The following is a 17,669-nucleotide window of genomic DNA, read 5'->3' on the forward strand; positions in this document are numbered from 1 at the left end:
TGCTCAAATGCGGTTACCGGGCGGCATTAAACCTGCTGCGTGGCGTAGATAACAGTACCTTGGCTGCAATAAATCCGGCGATCGCACCAAAGATATGCCCTTCGAAGGACATGCCCTGGCGGGGAAGGAAGCCAAAAATCAGGCCGCCATAGAGCAGGACCACGACACTGGCCGTTATCAGGTTGCTCCAGCTCCTCTGGAACCAGGCGCGCGACAGGAGGTACGCCCACAGCCCGAATACCCATCCGCTGGCACCGATGTGTACGCCTGAAAATCCGAACAGCCAGACCAGCGAACCGCCCAACAGAATAATGATGGCGCTGACGGCCATGAACCGGTTGAGCCCTTCGATAATGACCAGGGTACCGAGGATCAAAAAGGCAATCAGGTTGGTGCTCAGGTGCGCAAAGGACCCGTGCAAGAAAGGCGAGGTGATGATGCCGACCAGTCCCTGCAGTGTTCTCGGCACCAGGCCGAAGGCAATAAGGCTGTAGCCGGTCGCAACATTGAGCAGTTGCAGCACAACCATGAAGATGGCCACGCCTGCGATTGTCTTGAAACCCTTCAGGGCATCCATCCGTGACCTCGACTCAACTCGACTCAACGAAAATTGAAACGCAATCCATTGTGGGAGCGAGCCTGCTCGCGAAGCGTTTTGTCAGGCAACATTAATGTCGACTGACACTCCCTCTTCGCGAGCAAGCCCGCTCCCACAGGTTACGCATCCGGCACTTGAGTCGGTTACTCGGCCGATTTTTTCTTCAGGCGTTCCAGAATCGCATTGGCGCTGCCTTCGTTCGGCGTGATGCCGGCTTCGCGCAGCTTGCGCTCCAGGTCGGTGCCGGTCGACGCATCGGCCAGTTGGTCCTGGGCTTCCAGTTCAGCGGCGCGTTGCTGCTGCTTGGCTTGCAGGCGGTTCAGCGTACCGACGGCGGTTTCCAGCTTGCCGTTGGCGCCGCCACTGGCGATCGAAGCACTGACCTGGGCTTTCTGTACGCTTTCACGGGCCTTGGCCATGTCCACTTGCTGACGCAGGCTTTTGATGCGGCTTTCAGCCTTGGTGATGTCTTTGCGCATGTTGTCCGCGTAACCGCCGAATTCGGTGGCCTGCTTTTGCTCGACATCCAGTTCGTTGGTCAGGGTCGAAATGGCTTCGGCCACTTCCAGTGCCAGGTCTTCGCGGTTGGCCTGGATCGCGGCCAGGGCCTTGGATTCCAGATCCTTGATCTTGGCGTTGTACTCGCTGACGCGATCAGCCGACAATTTGTGCTTGGCCATGATGGTGACCAGCTCGCGCTTGGCGTTGGCCAGCGCGCTGTCAGCATCGCGAATTTCCTGGTCGAGGATGCGCAGGGCCTGTTGGTCGACGATCGATTCGCCGACTTCGTTGGCACCGCCACGCAACGCGGTGAACAATTTGCTCCAGATGGACTGAGTCATTGGATATTTCCTGTTCCCGAAAAATTAGATGAAGAAACGTTCAAAGGCTTCGCTGGCGCGCTGGACGTTGTCGACGAGGGTTTTGACCTCGGTCACGACGTTGGTCAGGCTGGAGTCGGAGCTCAGCGCGCCGAACATGTTGTAAACGATCTGCCCATTGGGCATGGACTCGATGCCGATCGAGGACAGCGGGAACATTTCCCGGCTGCGCAGAACGGCATCGTTGAAGGCCGGTACGTCCTTGATCGACTCGATGTCCACCAGCACGGTGTCGACGATGATCTGCTCGCCAACCACCGCGATGTAAATCGGCAAACCACCGAAATCGTTCATTTCCAGCTTGATGCTGGACTCGGAGCCTTGAACGAGGGAAAGGGTGATGTCGTTGGAAACCACGTCATCAAGGGCCTGAAGGGCGCTGAAGAGGCGGTCGATGTTCCAGTTAGTACCTGCGCTCATGTAATTCTCCGACATGAATGAGCCAGCCAGAATCGGTTGGCGTAGCTGTTTCTCCATCTGCTTGAGCAGGCTTCGGTTTTCGGGAAGCACCCAAGTCTCGTGTTTCACATAACCGGCGGCACCCAGGCCCGCGCGCATCTGCTTCATGTAGAAGCTGGATGGTTTTTTCGCGGACGGTTTCGAGCGCTCTCCCTTTTGGCTCGCTGGATCGGTAACAGATCCGGTGGGCGGATCTGATGGAGAGCTGCTTTTCATGATGCTGACCTCGTTGTGAAAAAACTCACGCGTGAGAAACACTACAGGCAATTTTTGCGGACCTCAATAGCTCACGCGTGAGATTTTTTCGACTGTTGCACAGGCGTATGGCAATAGAAAGTCATGTGGGAGCGGGCTTGCTCGCGAAGGCGGCGAGACAGTCAACATTGATGTTGCCTGATACACCGCTTTCGCGAGCAAGCCCGCTCCCACAGGTTCCTCATCTTAATCAGCCAGAAAATCGTCAGTGGACACCACACTTGCATAAGCAAAACCCAAGGCCGACATGAAGGCGGCGTGAACGTGGGCGGCCGGGACGGTGACGCCGTTGAATTCCAGGTCACGGGTGGCACAGGCGTCGTGAATCACCGTGACGGTGTAACCCAGGTCGGCGGCGGCGCGGGTGATGCCGTCGATGCACATGTGGCTCATGCTCCCGACCACCACCAGGTGCTCGATGCCTTGCTGGTCGAGGATGGCCTCCAGTTCGGTCTCGCGGAACGAGTTGACGAAGTGTTTGAGCACCACCGGCTCGTCGGCGCGGTTGAGAACTTTGGGATGCAACTTCGCGCCGTCGGAGCCCGGTGTGAAGAACGGCGCGGCGTCGGAGGTGAATTCGTGGCGGATATGCACCACCGGATCAGCGGCCTCGCGAAATGCCTGAATCAACCGTGCGGCGTTGTCTGCTGCGGCGTCGGCGCCCACCAGCGGCCACTTGCCCTGGGGGAAGTAGTCGTTCTGGATATCGACTACGATAAGTGCTTGCTTGGCCATGACTGTTTCCTCGAAGTGGGTATTGGGTGTGGAATCAAGTATTGGTGCTGGCCGTTCGTTCGAGGATTGGCCATACCGACAATAAAAGGGGGAAAACTGACATGGGCGTGGAAAGGGCAATCGCCGAACTGGGGGTATTGATTTATCCCGGTGCGCAGATGGCGGCGGTGCATGGGCTGACGGACCTGTTCGGCGTGGCCAACCGGATCGCCGCCGAGCATCAGGCGACACAATTACCTTTGCTGCGGATCAGTCATTGGCAGGTCGAGGGCGATCAGGTGCCCGAGCGGGTCTACGACAGTCATCCCGGCCCGATTGACGCGTTGGTCGCCGTGTTGATTCCGCCCTCGATCGGCGGTTTTTCCGAGAGGCAGGCACCCCACGAGCTGATTCGCTGGATTCGCCAGCAACACGCCAGCGGCGCGACCCTCGGCGGAGTCTGCGTGGGTTCTATTCTATTGGCCGAAAGCGGTCTGCTCGACGGCCGTAGCGCGACCACCCACTGGACTTCGGCCAAGTTCTTCGCCGAGCGTTATCCGGCGATCAAACTCAAGGCCGACACACCTATTGTGGATGATGGCGACTTGATCACTACTGCCGGGCTGATGGCTTGGGCAGAGCTGGGTTTACGGCTAGTGGACCGTTTTCTCGGGCCGAGCATCGCCACCGGCACAGCGCGCTTTCTGGTGGTGGAGCACAGCGACAGCGCGAGCGAGTGCGGCAGTAATTTTTCACCGATTCTCAGCCATGGCGATGCGTCGATTCTCAAGGTCCAGCACTGGTTGCAAAGCACTGGGGCGACCGATGTCTCGGTGGCGGCGATGGCCGAGCGAGCGGGGCTGGAAGAGCGCACATTCTTGCGGCGCTTTCGTGCGGCGGCCGGGTTGAAACCCACCGAGTACTGCCAGCACCTGCGAGTCGGCAAGGCGCGGGAAATGCTCGAATTCACCAACGGCACCATTGATCACATTGCCTGGACCGTGGGTTATCAGGACCCGAGTGCGTTTCGGGCAACGTTCAAAAAGATTACCGGGCTGGCGCCGAGTGATTACCGGGAGCGGTTTGGTGTGACGCCGAGCGCAGTTGCGGCTCGATAGCAAGCATCGGCACAAATCTAAAAATGTGGGAGCGAGCCTGCTCGCGATAGCGGTGTGTCATCAACATGAGTATCGAATGTCAGGCCCCAATCGCGAGCAGGCTCGCTCCCACATGGGGTCGGCGGCAGGCTTGAATCGTGCAAAATGCCGGGAGTATTGAAAGGTGTCGTGCAGAATAAAACAGGCCTTGTGCTATCGCGTATTTCGCAAACGGCTGATTTGAAAGCCGTTTCTCCCCAGCCGCCGTTGGCCTGATCTCTGCACTTCCTTCAGCTACATTTATCAAGCGCAGATTGAAGGGGAACGCATGACCCCAACAAACCGCAAGAAACTGGTGCTCGCCCATTCGGTGCGCCCCGACGCCTCGCTGCACGAAGTCGAAACCAACCGCGCGCTGGCCCGTTGGCTGGCGCATGTCGTCGGGCTCGAATACGGCGGCAGTTATGACTTGGACCTGCATGGCGGCCGTGATGTTTATCTGTTGCCGACCCAGACACTGGTGGGCGTTGCTGCCGCCCGGCAGCTGGGCGTCAAAGGGCCGGAGGATTTGTGGGGCGGTTACGTCGACCACGATTTCATCTGCACCAAAGCCATCAGCCATGGGTTGCTGAACCGCTATGCGTTCGCGCCCGAAGGCTGGTCGTCGTTGTTTTCCGACCGGGTACGCAGCGTCGTGCTCGATGGCCTCAGCGTGTTCTCCCTGGACGATGCTCGCCCGGCAGCGGAGCATCTGCTCTACAGCGGTCCGATCCGCATGAAGCCTATTCATGCCTGCGCCGGACGCGGTCAGGAAGTGATCAAAAGCCTCGACCAGTTCGACGCCATCCTCGCTCGCCCCGATGCCGAAACTTTGTTCACCGAAGGTGTGGTGCTGGAACAAGACTTGACCGAGGTGGTCACCCATAGCGTCGGTCAGAGTTTTATCGGCGACAAAGTGCTGAGTTATTGCGGTGATCAATACTTGACCGAAGACGGTCAGGGCGAGCAGGTTTATGGAGGGTCCAATCTGTTGGTGGTGCAGGGTTATTACGAGGACCTGCTGGCGCTGGAACTACCGGACGACATGAGGCTGGCGATCCAGCAAGCGCAGGTATTCGACAGCGCGGCCGATGAAGCCTACCCCGGTTTCTATGCCTCGCGGCGCAACTACGACATCGCCCAAGGGCTGGATTGCGATGGCAAACAATGCAGCGGCGTGCTCGAACAATCCTGGCGCCTGGGCGGTGCCAGCAGTGCTGAAGTCGCGGCGCTGCAGAGCTTCGTCAACAACCCCGGCTTGCGCGCGATTCGCGTGTCGTCGGTCGAAACCTATACCGATCAACCGCTGCCGACCGACGCCATCGAGGTCTACCGCGGGCCAGCGGAACACAGTGACTTTCTTCTCAAGTACGTAACGGTCAAATCCTATGACGGCTAGAAGCGAAACCATTCAGATCGACATCGACGATGAACAGATGAGCGGAACCTTCCTCAGCCCCAAATCGAAAGTCCCGGGTGTGCTTTTCGTTCATGGCTGGGGCGGTAGTCAGGAGCGCGACCTGGAGCGCGCCAAAGGCATTGCCGGGTTGGGTTGCGTGTGCCTGACATTCGACTTGCGCGGCCACACCGGCGGGACCGGTATTCCGTTGTCCCGGGTAACCCGCGAAGACAACCTGCGTGACCTGCTGGCGGCCTACGACCGCTTGCTCGCCCATCCGGCGCTCGACACCTCAGCGATCGCCGTGGTCGGCACCAGTTATGGCGGTTATCTGGCGTCGATCCTGACGTCGTTGCGCCCGGTGCGCTGGTTGGCGTTGCGGGTGCCGGCGTTGTATCGCGACGACTTTTGGCACACACCCAAGCGTGAGCTGGACAAGCTCGATTTGCGCGATTACCGCAGCACGCGGGTCCGCGCCGACAGCAATCGCGCACTGCATGCCTGTTCGCAATTTACCGGGGATGTGTTGCTGGTGGAGTCCGAGACAGACGCCTATGTGCCCCATGCGACCATCATGAGTTACCGCGCAGCGTGTCAGCAGACCCACTCGCTGACTCACCGGATCATCGATGGTGCCGATCACGCCTTGAGCGAGCCTGTCTCACAACAGGCGTACACCTCAATCCTCGTTGGCTGGATCACGGAAATGGTGGTGGGCGAGCGGTTGAGCATTATTCAGTCGAGTTGAGATTTGCAGTGTTCTTGCGATTATTCGCGAGCAGGCTCGCTCCCACAAGGGATCGGCGGCGCACACAAATCCAATGTGGGAGCGAGCCTGCTCGCGATGGCGGCAGCCGCCTCACCACAATCCTCAAGAAGGTTTCTTCTGGATCCGCAACGACTTCGCCTTGGCTTCCACCACCAGGTACATCACCACCGTAATCAGCAGCGGCAGGAGGAAATAGATCGCCCGATAAGCGAGCAACCCCGCCACCAGGCTTCCCCGCGAGACCTCGTGTTGCAGCAGCGCCACGAACACCGCCTCCAGCACCCCGAGCCCGGCCGGAATGTGGGTGATGACCCCGGCAATGGCGCTGATCAGCAACACGCCAAGCACCAGCGGATAGTCCAGCTTGCTCGGCAGCAGGGTGAAAATCACCGCCGCCATCAGCGCCCAGTTCAGCGCGCCGAGGGCCAGTTGCAGGATCGCCATGTGCAGCGACGGCAGGTTGATTTCCACGCCGCGAATCGACCACTCCCGCCGTCTGGAAAACCGGCAGGCCGCCAGATATCCCGCACTCAATAGCAGCAACAACACGCCCACGCCTTGCAGGGCACCGCTGCTCAGCTTCCAGCCTGGCGGCATTCGCACCAGTCCGCTGCTGAACACTGTGCCGGCAATCACCATGTAGCCGAACCAGTTGGTCGCCAGGCTCAGCCCGAGGATTTTCGCGATGTTGCTTTTGCTCACGCCGAGCCGCGAATACAGCCGATAACGCATGGCGATGCCGCCGACCCAGGCGCTCAGGTTAAGGTTGAAGGCATAGCTGATGATCCCCACCGGGAGGATTTGCCGCCACGTCAGGTCCTGCCGGATGTACGTGCGGCCGATCAGGTCGAAGCAGGCGTACACCAGAAAACTCATCAGCGTCACCCCGGACGCGATGATCAGTGTGCGCACTTTGAAATCGGCCAGGGTATCGAACACTTCACCCCATTCGATGCGTTGGGCGAGCATCGTGAACAGTACGATCAACGCCAGAAAAAACAGCATCGTCAGCGGCTTTTTCCAGCGATGCCAGTGGGATTTTCGCGGCGTGTCGGAGTGAGCGGCAGGCTGCGCATCAGAATGCCTCATGCCTTATCGCTCCCGGTCGGATGAATAAAGGGTTTCAGGCGCGGTTTATGCGCCGGCAACCAACCGGCCCACGCCGGGAAATGCCGCAGGAAGTGAAACACCAGAAAGCCGATGGTCATGTGCCAGACCCGGCCGCGAGGCGCTTTGTCCGCCGACATGACCTTGCAGTGGTTGCTGCTCAATTCGTCGAGACGCTCGAACAGGTCGCGATTGAAGGCACGGTCGCGGATCAACACATTGGCCTCCAGGTTCAGGGACAGGCTCAGCGGGTCGAGGTTACTTGAGCCGACCGTGCTCCAGTCCTCGTCGACCAGGGCGACTTTGCCATGCAAGGGACGGTCGCAATATTCATAAATCACTACCCCGGCCCGCAGCAGGTAGTCATAGGTCATGCGCGCGGCGAGCCTGGCCACCCGCAAGTCCGGCTGCCCCTGAAGAATCAGGCGCACCTCGACCCCTCGACGCGCCGCATTGCGGATTTCGCGCAGCAGCCGATAGCCTGGAAAGAAGTAGGCGTTGGCGATCACCACGCGACGCCGGGCGCTGCGTACTACCCGCAAGTACACTTCCTCGATATCGCTGGGGTGTTCTCCGTTGTCGCGATACACCAGCCGCACCTGACCATCGTGATCGCTGACCGCCAGTTCCGCGCGCCTTTGTCTGCGGCGTTGCCACCAGTATTTGGCCCGGGCCGGGCGACCGCTTTGCAGCAAGGCGAAATGATGAATATCGGCCACCGCCGGGCCTTGCACTTCAATCGAATAATCCTGTTTGGCCTCGGGGCCGAAGTCGGCCAAATGGTCGGCGGAAAAGTTGATTCCACCGAGGAATGCAATCTTGCCGTCGACCACCACAATCTTGCGGTGCAGACGGCGAAACCAGTTGGTGCGGATGCCCAGATGACGCGGGGCGGGGTCGAATATTTGCAGGCGCACACCTGCATTGCTCAGCGCCGCGAGGTACTCCGTGCTCAGTTCGCCACAGCCAAAACCGTCGAGGCTGACGGTGATGCGCACGCCGCGTTGAGCCGCTTCAATCAGAATTTTTTGCAGCTCATTGCCGACCTTGTCCTCGAACACAATGAAGGTCTCCAGCAGGATTTCACTCTGGGCCTGGCGCAGCGCTTCAAACACCCGTGGAAAGTATTCCTCGCCGTTCTCTAGCAATTCGACCCGGTTATTACCGTGCCAGCCGTATTCAATGTTAACTACCGCCGGCTCACGCACCGGCGGAGGTGCGGAAACGTGTTCGATCGCGGTTTTTTCCATCAATGGGCCGGTCATAGCTCGATCTCCACCGATAGCGGTGCATGGTCGGAAAGGTGTGACCAGGGCCGTGCCGCCAGTACTTGCGGATGGCTGGCCTTGAGGTTGCGCACGTAGATGCGGTCCAGGCGCAACGCCGGCAAACGCGCCGGGAAACTGCGCGCTGGTTTGCCATGCAGCTCAGCGAATACCTCACGCAAACCGCAGGGCTTGAGCAGCGCATCGGCGCGCAGGCGCCAGTCGTTGAAGTCGCCGGCGACCACCACCGGGGCATCCTCCGGCAACTCTTCCAAACGTTGGCTCAGCAGCTTGAGTTGTGCCGTCCGGTGACTTTCGCGCAGCCCCAGATGGACACAAATGGCATGCACTTCCCGGCCATCGCCGGGCATCCGCAGCACGCAATGCAGAATTCCGCGGTTCTCATGGCCGCTGATGGAAACGTCGAGGTTGTCGTGACGAATAATCTGAAACTTCGACAACAGCGCATTGCCGTGATCGCCCGCCGGATAGACCGCGTTGCGCCCATAGGCAAATTGCGGCCACAGGGTATCGGCAAGGAATTCGTACTGGGGCATCGCCGGCCAATTGAGGTAGCGCTGTGGATGATGTTCGTGGGTGCCATGGACCTCCTGCAAAAACACCACGTCGGCGGACACACTGCGCACCGCCTCACGCAGTTCGGGCAGGATGAAGCGTCGGTTGAGCGCGGTGAAACCCTTGTGGGTGTTGACCGTCAGCACGGTGAAACGGCTCACGGCGCTGATGATGGGTTGCTGTTCATCCGTAGTACCGACCGGTTCGGGAACGCTCATGGCAGCACTCCTTCGGCAACTGGCTCACCGGGGGCGGTGGCAAGGTCTTTGTCGAGATGCAAGCGCTCAAGCAAGCGGCGGGCGTCGAAGGGCGCACGGACTTTGATGTCGTTATCGAAATAGCAGAACACTTCCCGGGATTTGCGTGTCTTGGGTTTTTGCCGGGGCGCGATCAATTGCGGATCTGGCGGTTGCTGTCCGTGATACCAGGCTTCGATCCGGTCGCCCCAGCGTTGCAGCGCTTGTGGGGTGTAACCGCTGGCGTAGAGCTCTTCGGCACCGTGCAGGCGCAGATAGACGAAGTCACTGGTGAGGTCTTCGCGGTACGGCCATTTACCGGCGGTGTCGGCAATGACCAGTGCGGTGTTGTAGCGTTTGAGCAGGCGGACGAAGGCGGGATCGACGAAACTTTCGTGGCGAATTTCCACGGCATGGCGCAGCGGTTTTTTGCCGTAGGCCTTCATGCTGGCGTGACCGTTCAAGCGCGGCTCATGCTGGCGGGCGAGGGCGGCGGCCTGTTCCGTGTCGTGGGGTAATTGCTCGAGAAAGCTTTCGAATAATTCCGGGTCGAATTTGAAGTTGGGTGGAAACTGCCAGAGGATCGGGCCGAGTTTTTCCTTGAGTTCCAGCACCCCGGAGGCGAAGAAATTCGCCAAGGGTTTATGGATGTCCCGCAGGCGTTTGATGTGGGTGATAAAACGCGGCGCCTTGACGCTGAACACGAAGCCCGCCGGGGTTTCGTCGTGCCACTGGGCATAACGTTCGGGCCGTTGCAGGGCGTAAAACGATCCATTGATTTCGATGCTGTTCACTGCCCGTGAAGCGAATTGCAATTCGCGCTTCTGGGTCAGCCCCTTCGGGTAGAACTCCCCCCGCCAAGGCGTGTAGCGCCAGCCTGAAATTCCGATATGAATCGCCGCCATGTCGCCTCCCGTCAATGTAGCCCTCGGACAGCCTCTGTCTTTTGATGACTGCCGGGCGTACGAGAAAGTTTCGACGGGGCTACGGACGGTAAAACTCAAAATCCACCACAAATCACATGTGGGAGCGGGCTTGCTCGCGAAAGCGGCGGCACATCCAGTATTGATGTCGCTGACACACCGCTTTTGCGAGCAAGCCCGCTCCCACAGGTTGATCAATGCCCGACGACGATACGGGCCGAGCCTTCAGCCGGTTCGGCATACACCGGACCCAACCGGTCAAGACGCCCACTCCAGGCGGTCAGTGCCGGTGCGACCAAGACCACCGAACGCAGTGTCGAGGGTTGGGTCGTGCGGAAAAATACAGGGATTGGCATCTGATATTTGCGCGTAGGTCAAATATCGAGTGGCGAATGAAACCCTGTGGCGAGGGAGCTTGCTCCCGCTCGACTGCGAAGCAGTCGCAAAGCCATACAACGCGGTGCATCCGGGATAATCGGTTTGCAGGTTTTGGGGCGCTTCGCACCCCAGCGGGAGCAAGCTCCCTCGCCACAGTGAACCGCATCGGCGGGCTATCTTGCGACCAAAACCGAACTTGGACGCCATTTGCCAATCAGTTCCTTACAGACCCTTGTGAAGGAGCTCCGCGTTTTGTTCAAGTTCAAGACCGCGATACTACTGGGGGCGTTGCTGTTTCTGGGCAGCAACGAACTGGAAGCCGCCACGTTGCCAGGCCTTCCCGCTGTAGCCGAAGAGCCCGCCAAGGCTGAGCCGCTGGTCCAGGGCGGCCTGCTCGGGGCTATCAGCTCCGGCATCGACGACGTTCAGGACAAACTTGATCTCAACCAAAATCTGGTGGACGCCTGGCGTCTGCGCGCCGACCGGGCGGCGGATGAAGTGGACAAACTGATGAATCAGCCATCGTCCCGTTCTTCCTGGGGCGTGGCCGCTGACTTCCTGTTGTTGTCCGGTGTGTGGCTCGGCACGTTTGCCTTGCTCACGGTGCTCGGCGGCATTCTGGCCAGGCATTTGAATCTGGGCCGTTGGTTGCGAACGCGCGAGCGCAGCCAGGACCTGCTCAAGTATTTGATGCCTTTCACCTTGCCCGCCGTGATCTGTCTGCCGCTGACCCTCTACGTCAGCCATTTTCTGCAAGCTTCGGTGGGGCGCGCCCTGGCGCTGTGTTTCGCCTACGCCACCAGCAGCGGCATTTTCTCGACCTCGATGCTGCTCTGCGTGATCGTCATGTTCAACACCGGTCATAAGCGCCGGGCGGTGCAGATCATCCGTGACTACTGCCCCAGACCGCTGTTCATGATCGGCTTTCTTGCGGCGCTGAGCGATGCCTTGACCAGCCCGCAGATCGCCCGGCAATTGGGCGGCAACATCACCAGCAGTATCGCGGTCTTCACGGGGCTGTTCGCGTCGATCATCTTCGGTTTATTGGTGATTCGCCTGCGTCGTCCGGTGGCGCATCTGATCCGTAACCGCCCATTGGCCCAGCGCCTCAAACAGCCCTCGTTGCAGGAGTCCCTGCGAATCTTTTCGGGGCTCTGGTACTGGCCGATCCTGCTGATGGTGCTGGTGTCGGCGATCAACCTGATCGGCGTCGGCGAGGACAATCAAAAGGCCCTGCGCTGTGCGTTACTCACCACCGTTCTGCTGATCGCAATGGTGTTTCTCAGCACGATTTTCCAGCACGTGTTCAAGTCGCGCCGGGCCGAGACGATCCAGCGCAGCAGCGCTTACAAGGAACGTTTTCTCAGCTTGCTTCACGCCTTGCTGCGGATCGTCATGGCCGTGGCATTCATCGAAATCCTCGGGCGAATCTGGGGCGTGTCGCTGTTCGAGTTTGCTGAGCGCAACTCCTTGGGCCGAGCGATCAGTAATTCGTTAAGCAGTATCGGCATGATCTTTCTGGTGACGTGGTTGCTCTGGGTAGTGCTCGACACCGCGATTCAGGAAGCCTTGAAACCGCCGGTCAGCAAACGCTCGGCGCGCCAGCCGAGCACGCGGGTGAAAACCATCCTGCCGCTGCTGCGCAACGCGATCAAAATCATCCTGGTGGTGATTTGCGCGATCACCACCATGGCCAACCTGGGGATCAACGTCGCGCCGCTGTTGGCCGGTGCCGGGGTGGTCGGCCTGGCGATCGGTTTCGGCTCCCAGCAACTGGTGCAGGACGTGATCACCGGGTTGTTCATCATCATCGAAGACACTTTGTCGATCGGCGATTGGGTGGTGCTCGATTCTGGCCACGCCGGCACTGTCGAAGGCCTGACCATTCGCACCCTGCGCCTGCGCGACGGCAAGGGCTTTGTACACTCGGTGCCGTTCGGCCAGATCAAGGCCGTGACCAATCAATCGCGGCAGTTTGCATTTGCGTTTTTCTCGGTGCAGTTCACCTACGACACCGATGTCGACAAGGCCATAGAACTGATCCGCGAGGCCGGGGATTCGATTCGTGACGATGCGTTTCTCAAGTACAACCTGCAAGGGCCGCTGGATGTGTTCGGTGTCGACAAAATGGACCTGAACGGCGTGGTGTTGACGGCGCAGTTTCGTACCGTGTCGGGTGGGCAATATGCGGTGAGCCGGGCGTTCAATCAGCGTTTGAAAAAGCTTGTGGATAACAGCCCATGGGTGCATTTCGCGCAGACTTACCCACAGCAGGTTTTGATTCCCAATAGGCATGTGGATGAGCCGGAGGATGATGGGGCGACGCGGGATGATTCGCCGGTGTTGTTGCCGGATCAGCCGCGTACCCAATAGCAGACTTGGTGACTGTAAGGGCCTCATCGCGAGCAGGCTCGCTCCCACATTGGCCGGTGCTGTGTCAGGAATTTCAGCATCATGCAAATCCCCTGTGGGAGCGAGCCTGCTCGCGATGGGGCCGGTCCGGACAACATCAATGCCGGATCAGTTTGCTACGCACCTCGCCACTGGCCTGCTGATCCAGCTCCAGCCAGAACTGCTGCTTGCCGGCGATCTCGGCGGCGGCCGGTATGCCGTCGCGATACACCAGTCGATTGCTCGCCAGCGCCGGCACTTTCGCGCCTGGCAACAGGGTGCCAGCGAGGTTCAGCGGATCCACCCCACACACCGCGATCAGACTCCCGTCATGGGGGCGCCGCCTGACTTCGCGCAGCAACGCAATCGCCTCAGGGAGTGCAAATTGTTCCCCCGCCAAGCCACTGACAAACCGTCCGCCACGAATCTCGCCCCGGGCCTCGAGTCGATGGAACGTGCGCAGCAATTCTCGCCAACTCGGCAACCAGTCCGCCTCACGCTCCAGCAAACGCCAGAACACCACGCCGTAGCGGCGCAGCAAGGTCATGGCAATGTGTTCCAGGGTTTCGTTGGGTGTGGGCGCCGGCCGTTGTTTATCCACAACCGGGGCGGCAGCACCGCGGCGCAGCAACGCCCAGCGTCCGGCATCGTCCATGCCGCCGACAAACGCTCCGCGACCGCGTCGGCTGCTGCGATTCTGGCGTTTGCTGGCCGGGGTAATCAGCGCTCGCAGTCCGGCGAAGCTGTCGGCGTTTACCAGCCCGGCACCGACCAGTTCCTGCAAGGCGATTTCCAGTTCCGAGCGCAGCAGATGGGCTTCATGAATCAGCTCATCGAAAAACAGTGCGCCGTGTTGGCAGAATGCTTCGTGGACTTTTTGTGTTTTGGGCGACAGCTCGCTGACCGGTGTCTGCTCGGTCAAGCCACTCCACAACCCGACCTGACTGCGCGGCAGCAATAGAATCGGCGTGCTGCGCAATGCCGTGCTGGTGCTCTTGTTGCGCGTGGTCAGGCGGGTCCACACCAGTTTGCCGCTGCGGCACAAATCATCCAGCCAGGTCGCCGAATAGTCTTTGAGCCGCGCTGGCAGAATGTCGCTGTCCCACGCCGAAGCAGCGGCGGGGTAGCCTTCGAACTGGCTGATGATCGCCGGCAACACCGCGCGGCCCTGACCTTGGCTCGCGGCGGAAAGATGCTGCCAGTCGAACAGAAAACGCATGAAATCCTGCAACGCCACCGGCTCGATTTCCCGTCGCAGCCGTTTGACGGTGTAGCGATGAATCCGCGCCAGCAGATGCCGTTCACACCATTCTTCTTCAGGGGCGCCTGGGGTGAATCGCCCGCGCAGTACATAGCCTTCGCGCTCCAGTTGCGTCAGGGCCTGACTGACTTGAATAGCCGGCAGACCGAGCGGTTCGGCAATCGCTTTTAGCGGCAACGGACCAAACGCGCTGAGCCGTGCACGAATCAGTTCCAGCACTGCTTCGTCCGGCTCCCAGGTTTCATCGAAACCGGGCAATGCCTCCAACGGTGGAACCAATATGGCTTGTGGATAAATTGCCCGTAGGCAGGTCAGCCGTTCCAGCGCCAACCACAGCGATTGCTCGGCGTTGAGCTGCAAACGGCTGGCCCGGCCAGTGTCGGCCAAGGTATTCAGCCACTCGAGCCAATTCGGGTTGGCCTGGGCCTCGGCATCGGCGATACACGCCAGGCTCATCAGTGCTTCATGCATTTCATCAACGCCGGTGGGCGTTGGCCAGGCTTCATCACGCACCGCGGTAATCGCCTCGGCGTCCAGCGCACCCAGATCATCGGTGGATTGCGGATCACTCCAGCGGCGGTTGAGCACTGCCTGAGTGCGGCGCTCTTCCAGCGGAGCATCGTCGAGAAAGGTGTAGGGGCGGGCGCTGAGAATCTCCGCCGCCAGTGGCGAAGGCGCAGGCAAATCACGGCTGATCAGGCGGATGTCGCCCTGTTCCATGCGCCGTAACAACGTCAGCCAGCCTTCGCTGTCCATGGCTTCGTGCAGGCAATCGTCGAGGGTTTGTTCCACCAGCGGATGATCGTGAATTTCGCGCTCGCCGGCGAGGTTTTCCACGCAGGCGATTTGATCGGGAAACACGCTGGCGATCAGGTCTTCGCTTTTCATCCGCTGAATCTGTGGTGGTACTTTGCGTCCGCCGCTGTAACGCGGAAGCGCCAAAGCGACCCCTGCGTTCCAGCGCCAGCGCACGCCGAACAGCGGCGCCTCGAGTACCGCTTGAATCAAGGTGTGTTCGGCACTGTTGCTGTGCAGATAACGCCAGACGTCCTCCAGCTCGAAGCTGTGACCGGTGGACAGCGACAGCACGATGGCGTCCTCGCTGGCGGCGGCCTGCAATTCGAAGTTGAAAGTGCGGCAGAAACGCTTGCGCAGGGCCAGGCCCCAGGCGCGGTTGATGCGGCTGCCGAACGGTGAATGGATGATCAGTTGCGTACCGCCGGACTCATCGAAAAACCGCTCCATCAGCAGCGTGTCTTGCGATGGTAAGGCGCCGAGGGCCTGCCGTGCCCGGGCCAGGTAATCCACCAGTTGCTCGGCACTGGCGAGGTTCAAGCCGAGTACGTCGGTCAGCCAGTCGACGGCTGGCTGCAAGTTGCCGGGTGTGGCACCGAGCCGCTCATCGAGTTGCGCTTGCAGGCGGGCCACGGCGAACGACAGTTCATCACTGCGCCCGGGGGCTTCACCGAGCCAGAACGGAATGGTCGGCGGTTGACCCTGAGCGTCTTCAACCCGGACCTTGCCGGTTTCGACCCGCAGGATTCGATACGACGTATTGCCCAGCTGAAAGATATCCCCGGCAATGCTTTCCACCGCGAAGTCTTCGTTGACGCTGCCGATGTTCAGCCCTTGAGGCTCCAGCAACACGCTGTAGTCGGCGTTGTCGGGAATCGTCCCGCCGCTGGTCACGGCGGTCAGCTTGGCGCCTCGACGGCCGCGCAGGGTGCGGCTTACGGCGTCCCGGTGCAGATAAGCGCTGCGAACACCCAGGCGCCCGTTATAGCCCTCGGCGAGCATCTGCAGCAGTGCCTGATAGTGCTTTTCGTCGAGCGTGGCGTAAGGCGAGGCGTTGCGCAGCATTTCCAGCAGCGCCTGTTCCTGCCATTCCTGGCAGCTGACCTCGGCGATGATCTGCTGGGCCAGCACGTCCAGCGGCGCTTCTGGGATTTGCAACGTGTCGAGTTCACCACGGCGGACGCAATCGAGCAGGGCGGCGCATTCGATCAGGTCGTCGCGGGTGGTGGCGAATAACCGGCCCTTGGGCGTGCCGCCGACCTGGTGCCCGGAGCGGCCGACCCGTTGCAGAAACCCGGCAATCGAGCGTGGCGAAGCGATCTGGCACACCAGGTCGACGTCGCCGATATCGATCCCCAATTCCAGCGAAGCAGTGGCGATCAGCACTTGCAGCTCGCCGCGCTTAAGCCGTTGTTCGGCGTCGAGACGAAACTCTTTGGCCAGGCTGCCATGGTGGGCCGCTACCGCGTCCTTGCCGAGGCGCTCGCTCAAGTGTCGACTCAGGCGTTCGGCCAGGCGTCGGGTGTTGACGAAAATCAGCGTGGTCCGGTGTTCACGGGCGAGGGCGGCGAGTCGGTCATAGACCAGTTCCCAGACGTCATTGGCCATCACCGCCGACAACGGCACGGGCGGCACCTCTATATCGAGATCCCGTGGGCGGGCGTGGCCGATGTCGATGATGTCGCAGTCGCGATCACGGCCGACCAAAAAGCGCGAGACCGCTTCGATGGGTTTTTGCGTGGCAGACAGGCCGATCCTCACCAGTGGTTGCGAGCAAAGCGCCTGCAGACGTTCCAGGCTCAGGGCCAGGTGGCTACCGCGTTTGCTGGCGGCAATGGCGTGGATTTCGTCGACGATTACCGTGTGGGTGGTGCCTAGCATTTGCCGGCCGGAGTCGGAGCCGAGCAGCACGTAAAGGGATTCCGGGGTGGTCACCAGAATGTGCGGCGCGGTTTTGCGCATGGCCGAGCGATCTTTTTGCGGCGTATCGCCGGTGCGCACGGCGGTGCTGATCGGCACATCGGGCAAGCCCATCACGCGCAACTGTTCGGTAATGCCGGCCAGCGGGTTTTGCAGGTTGATCTGGATGTCGTTGGACAACGCCTTGAGCGGCGAAACGTAGACCACCAGGGTTTCGTCTGGCAGGCCGTCCGGGCTCTCCAGGCCGCGATGGATCAGATCATCGAGCACGGCCAGAAACGCGGTGAGGGTTTTGCCGGAGCCGGTGGGCGCGGCGATCAGAGTCGAGCGGCGCTGGCGGATCAACGGCCACGCCCGGGCCTGGGCGGCGGTGGCCGTCGCGAAGGTGTTGCTGAACCAGGCGCTGACGGCGGGGTGAAAGCCTGCCAGGGCAGCGTCCGTGGGGATGGGCAGATTCATGGAGTAATTTATGCGGGTGGGGGCGGGAAGATGCAAGTACCGCTCAGGATCTGTGTCGATCCTTATGGCCCCATCGCGAGCAGGCTCGCTCCCACATTGGATTTGTATGCGCCACACATCCCTTGTGGGAGCGAGCCTGCTCGCGAT

14 protein-coding genes are annotated in these 17,669 nt (G+C 60.4%); 4 read left to right on the forward strand and 10 right to left on the reverse strand.

The annotated features are described in order from the left end of the window. Positions 1-13 precede the first annotated feature (13 nt). From BK662_RS17170 to BK662_RS17190, 4 genes are all read right to left on the reverse strand, one after another. Positions 14-577, reverse strand: a complete 564-nt coding sequence (locus tag BK662_RS17170) for a rhomboid family intramembrane serine protease (protein ID WP_123359040.1) — start codon at positions 575-577, stop codon at positions 14-16. A 164-nt stretch (positions 578-741) separates the two neighbouring features. After that, on the reverse strand, positions 742-1,440 hold the full coding sequence (locus tag BK662_RS17175) for a PspA/IM30 family protein (protein ID WP_052967054.1): 699 nt from the start codon (positions 1,438-1,440) through the stop codon (positions 742-744). A 24-nt stretch (positions 1,441-1,464) separates the two neighbouring features. Beyond that, on the reverse strand, positions 1,465-2,046 hold the full coding sequence (locus tag BK662_RS17180; RefSeq protein WP_123359041.1) for a YjfI family protein: 582 nt from the start codon (positions 2,044-2,046) through the stop codon (positions 1,465-1,467). Positions 2,047-2,379: 333 nt separating this feature from the next. After that, positions 2,380-2,928 (reverse strand): cysteine hydrolase family protein, encoded by a 549-nt coding sequence (locus tag BK662_RS17190; protein WP_123359042.1) that lies wholly within the window; start codon positions 2,926-2,928, stop codon positions 2,380-2,382. A gap of 101 nt (positions 2,929-3,029) precedes the next feature. Between BK662_RS17190 and BK662_RS17195 the strand changes: the two genes are divergently transcribed. From BK662_RS17195 to BK662_RS17205, 3 genes are all read left to right on the forward strand, one after another. After that, positions 3,030-4,025 (forward strand): GlxA family transcriptional regulator, encoded by a 996-nt coding sequence (locus BK662_RS17195; protein ID WP_123359043.1) that lies wholly within the window; start codon positions 3,030-3,032, stop codon positions 4,023-4,025. A 307-nt stretch (positions 4,026-4,332) separates the two neighbouring features. Next, the gene (locus BK662_RS17200; protein ID WP_123359044.1) at positions 4,333-5,442 is read left to right on the forward strand and encodes a DUF3182 family protein; all 1,110 of its coding nucleotides are present in this window, start codon (positions 4,333-4,335) and stop codon (positions 5,440-5,442) included. After that, entirely contained in the window at positions 5,432-6,190 is a 759-nt protein-coding gene (locus BK662_RS17205; protein ID WP_123359045.1) for an alpha/beta hydrolase family protein, read from the forward strand. The genes BK662_RS17200 and BK662_RS17205 overlap by 11 nt, the downstream gene beginning before the upstream one ends. Before the next feature lie 123 nt (positions 6,191-6,313). Here the strand turns inward: BK662_RS17205 and BK662_RS17215 are convergent, their stop codons facing one another. The 5 genes from BK662_RS17215 to BK662_RS34835 form a co-directional block, all read right to left on the reverse strand. Continuing rightward, positions 6,314-7,300 carry a lysylphosphatidylglycerol synthase domain-containing protein gene (locus tag BK662_RS17215; protein ID WP_123359047.1) on the reverse strand — a complete coding sequence of 329 codons (987 nt, stop codon included), beginning with the start codon at positions 7,298-7,300 and terminating at the stop codon, positions 6,314-6,316. Beyond that, a complete protein-coding gene (gene clsB, locus BK662_RS17220) occupies positions 7,297-8,583 on the reverse strand; it encodes a cardiolipin synthase ClsB (protein ID WP_123359048.1) in 1,287 nt (428 codons plus the stop codon). The genes BK662_RS17215 and clsB overlap by 4 nt, the downstream gene beginning before the upstream one ends. Next, a complete protein-coding gene (locus BK662_RS17225; RefSeq protein WP_123359049.1) occupies positions 8,580-9,377 on the reverse strand; it encodes an endonuclease/exonuclease/phosphatase family protein in 798 nt (265 codons plus the stop codon). Before BK662_RS17225 ends, clsB begins: the two co-directional genes overlap by 4 nt. Then, the gene (locus tag BK662_RS17230) at positions 9,374-10,300 is read right to left on the reverse strand and encodes a DUF72 domain-containing protein (protein ID WP_123359050.1); all 927 of its coding nucleotides are present in this window, start codon (positions 10,298-10,300) and stop codon (positions 9,374-9,376) included. Before BK662_RS17230 ends, BK662_RS17225 begins: the two co-directional genes overlap by 4 nt. 212 nt (positions 10,301-10,512) lie before the next feature. Next, positions 10,513-10,674: a hypothetical protein gene (locus BK662_RS34835; RefSeq protein ID WP_185047152.1), complete on the reverse strand. Its 162-nt coding sequence runs from the start codon at positions 10,672-10,674 to the stop codon at positions 10,513-10,515. 274 nt (positions 10,675-10,948) lie between these two features. On the opposite strand from BK662_RS34835, the gene BK662_RS17240 reads away from it, so the two are divergent. Then, on the forward strand, positions 10,949-13,069 hold the full coding sequence (locus BK662_RS17240) for a mechanosensitive ion channel family protein (RefSeq protein ID WP_123359051.1): 2,121 nt from the start codon (positions 10,949-10,951) through the stop codon (positions 13,067-13,069). A 136-nt stretch (positions 13,070-13,205) separates the two neighbouring features. On the opposite strand, the gene BK662_RS17245 is transcribed toward BK662_RS17240, so the two are convergent. Beyond that, on the reverse strand, positions 13,206-17,522 hold the full coding sequence (locus tag BK662_RS17245) for a DEAD/DEAH box helicase (RefSeq protein ID WP_123359052.1): 4,317 nt from the start codon (positions 17,520-17,522) through the stop codon (positions 13,206-13,208). Between the last annotated feature and the right edge of the window lie 147 nt (positions 17,523-17,669).

This window comes from Pseudomonas frederiksbergensis (assembly GCF_003732275.1).
Lineage (GTDB): Bacteria > Pseudomonadota > Gammaproteobacteria > Pseudomonadales > Pseudomonadaceae > Aquipseudomonas > Aquipseudomonas frederiksbergensis_H.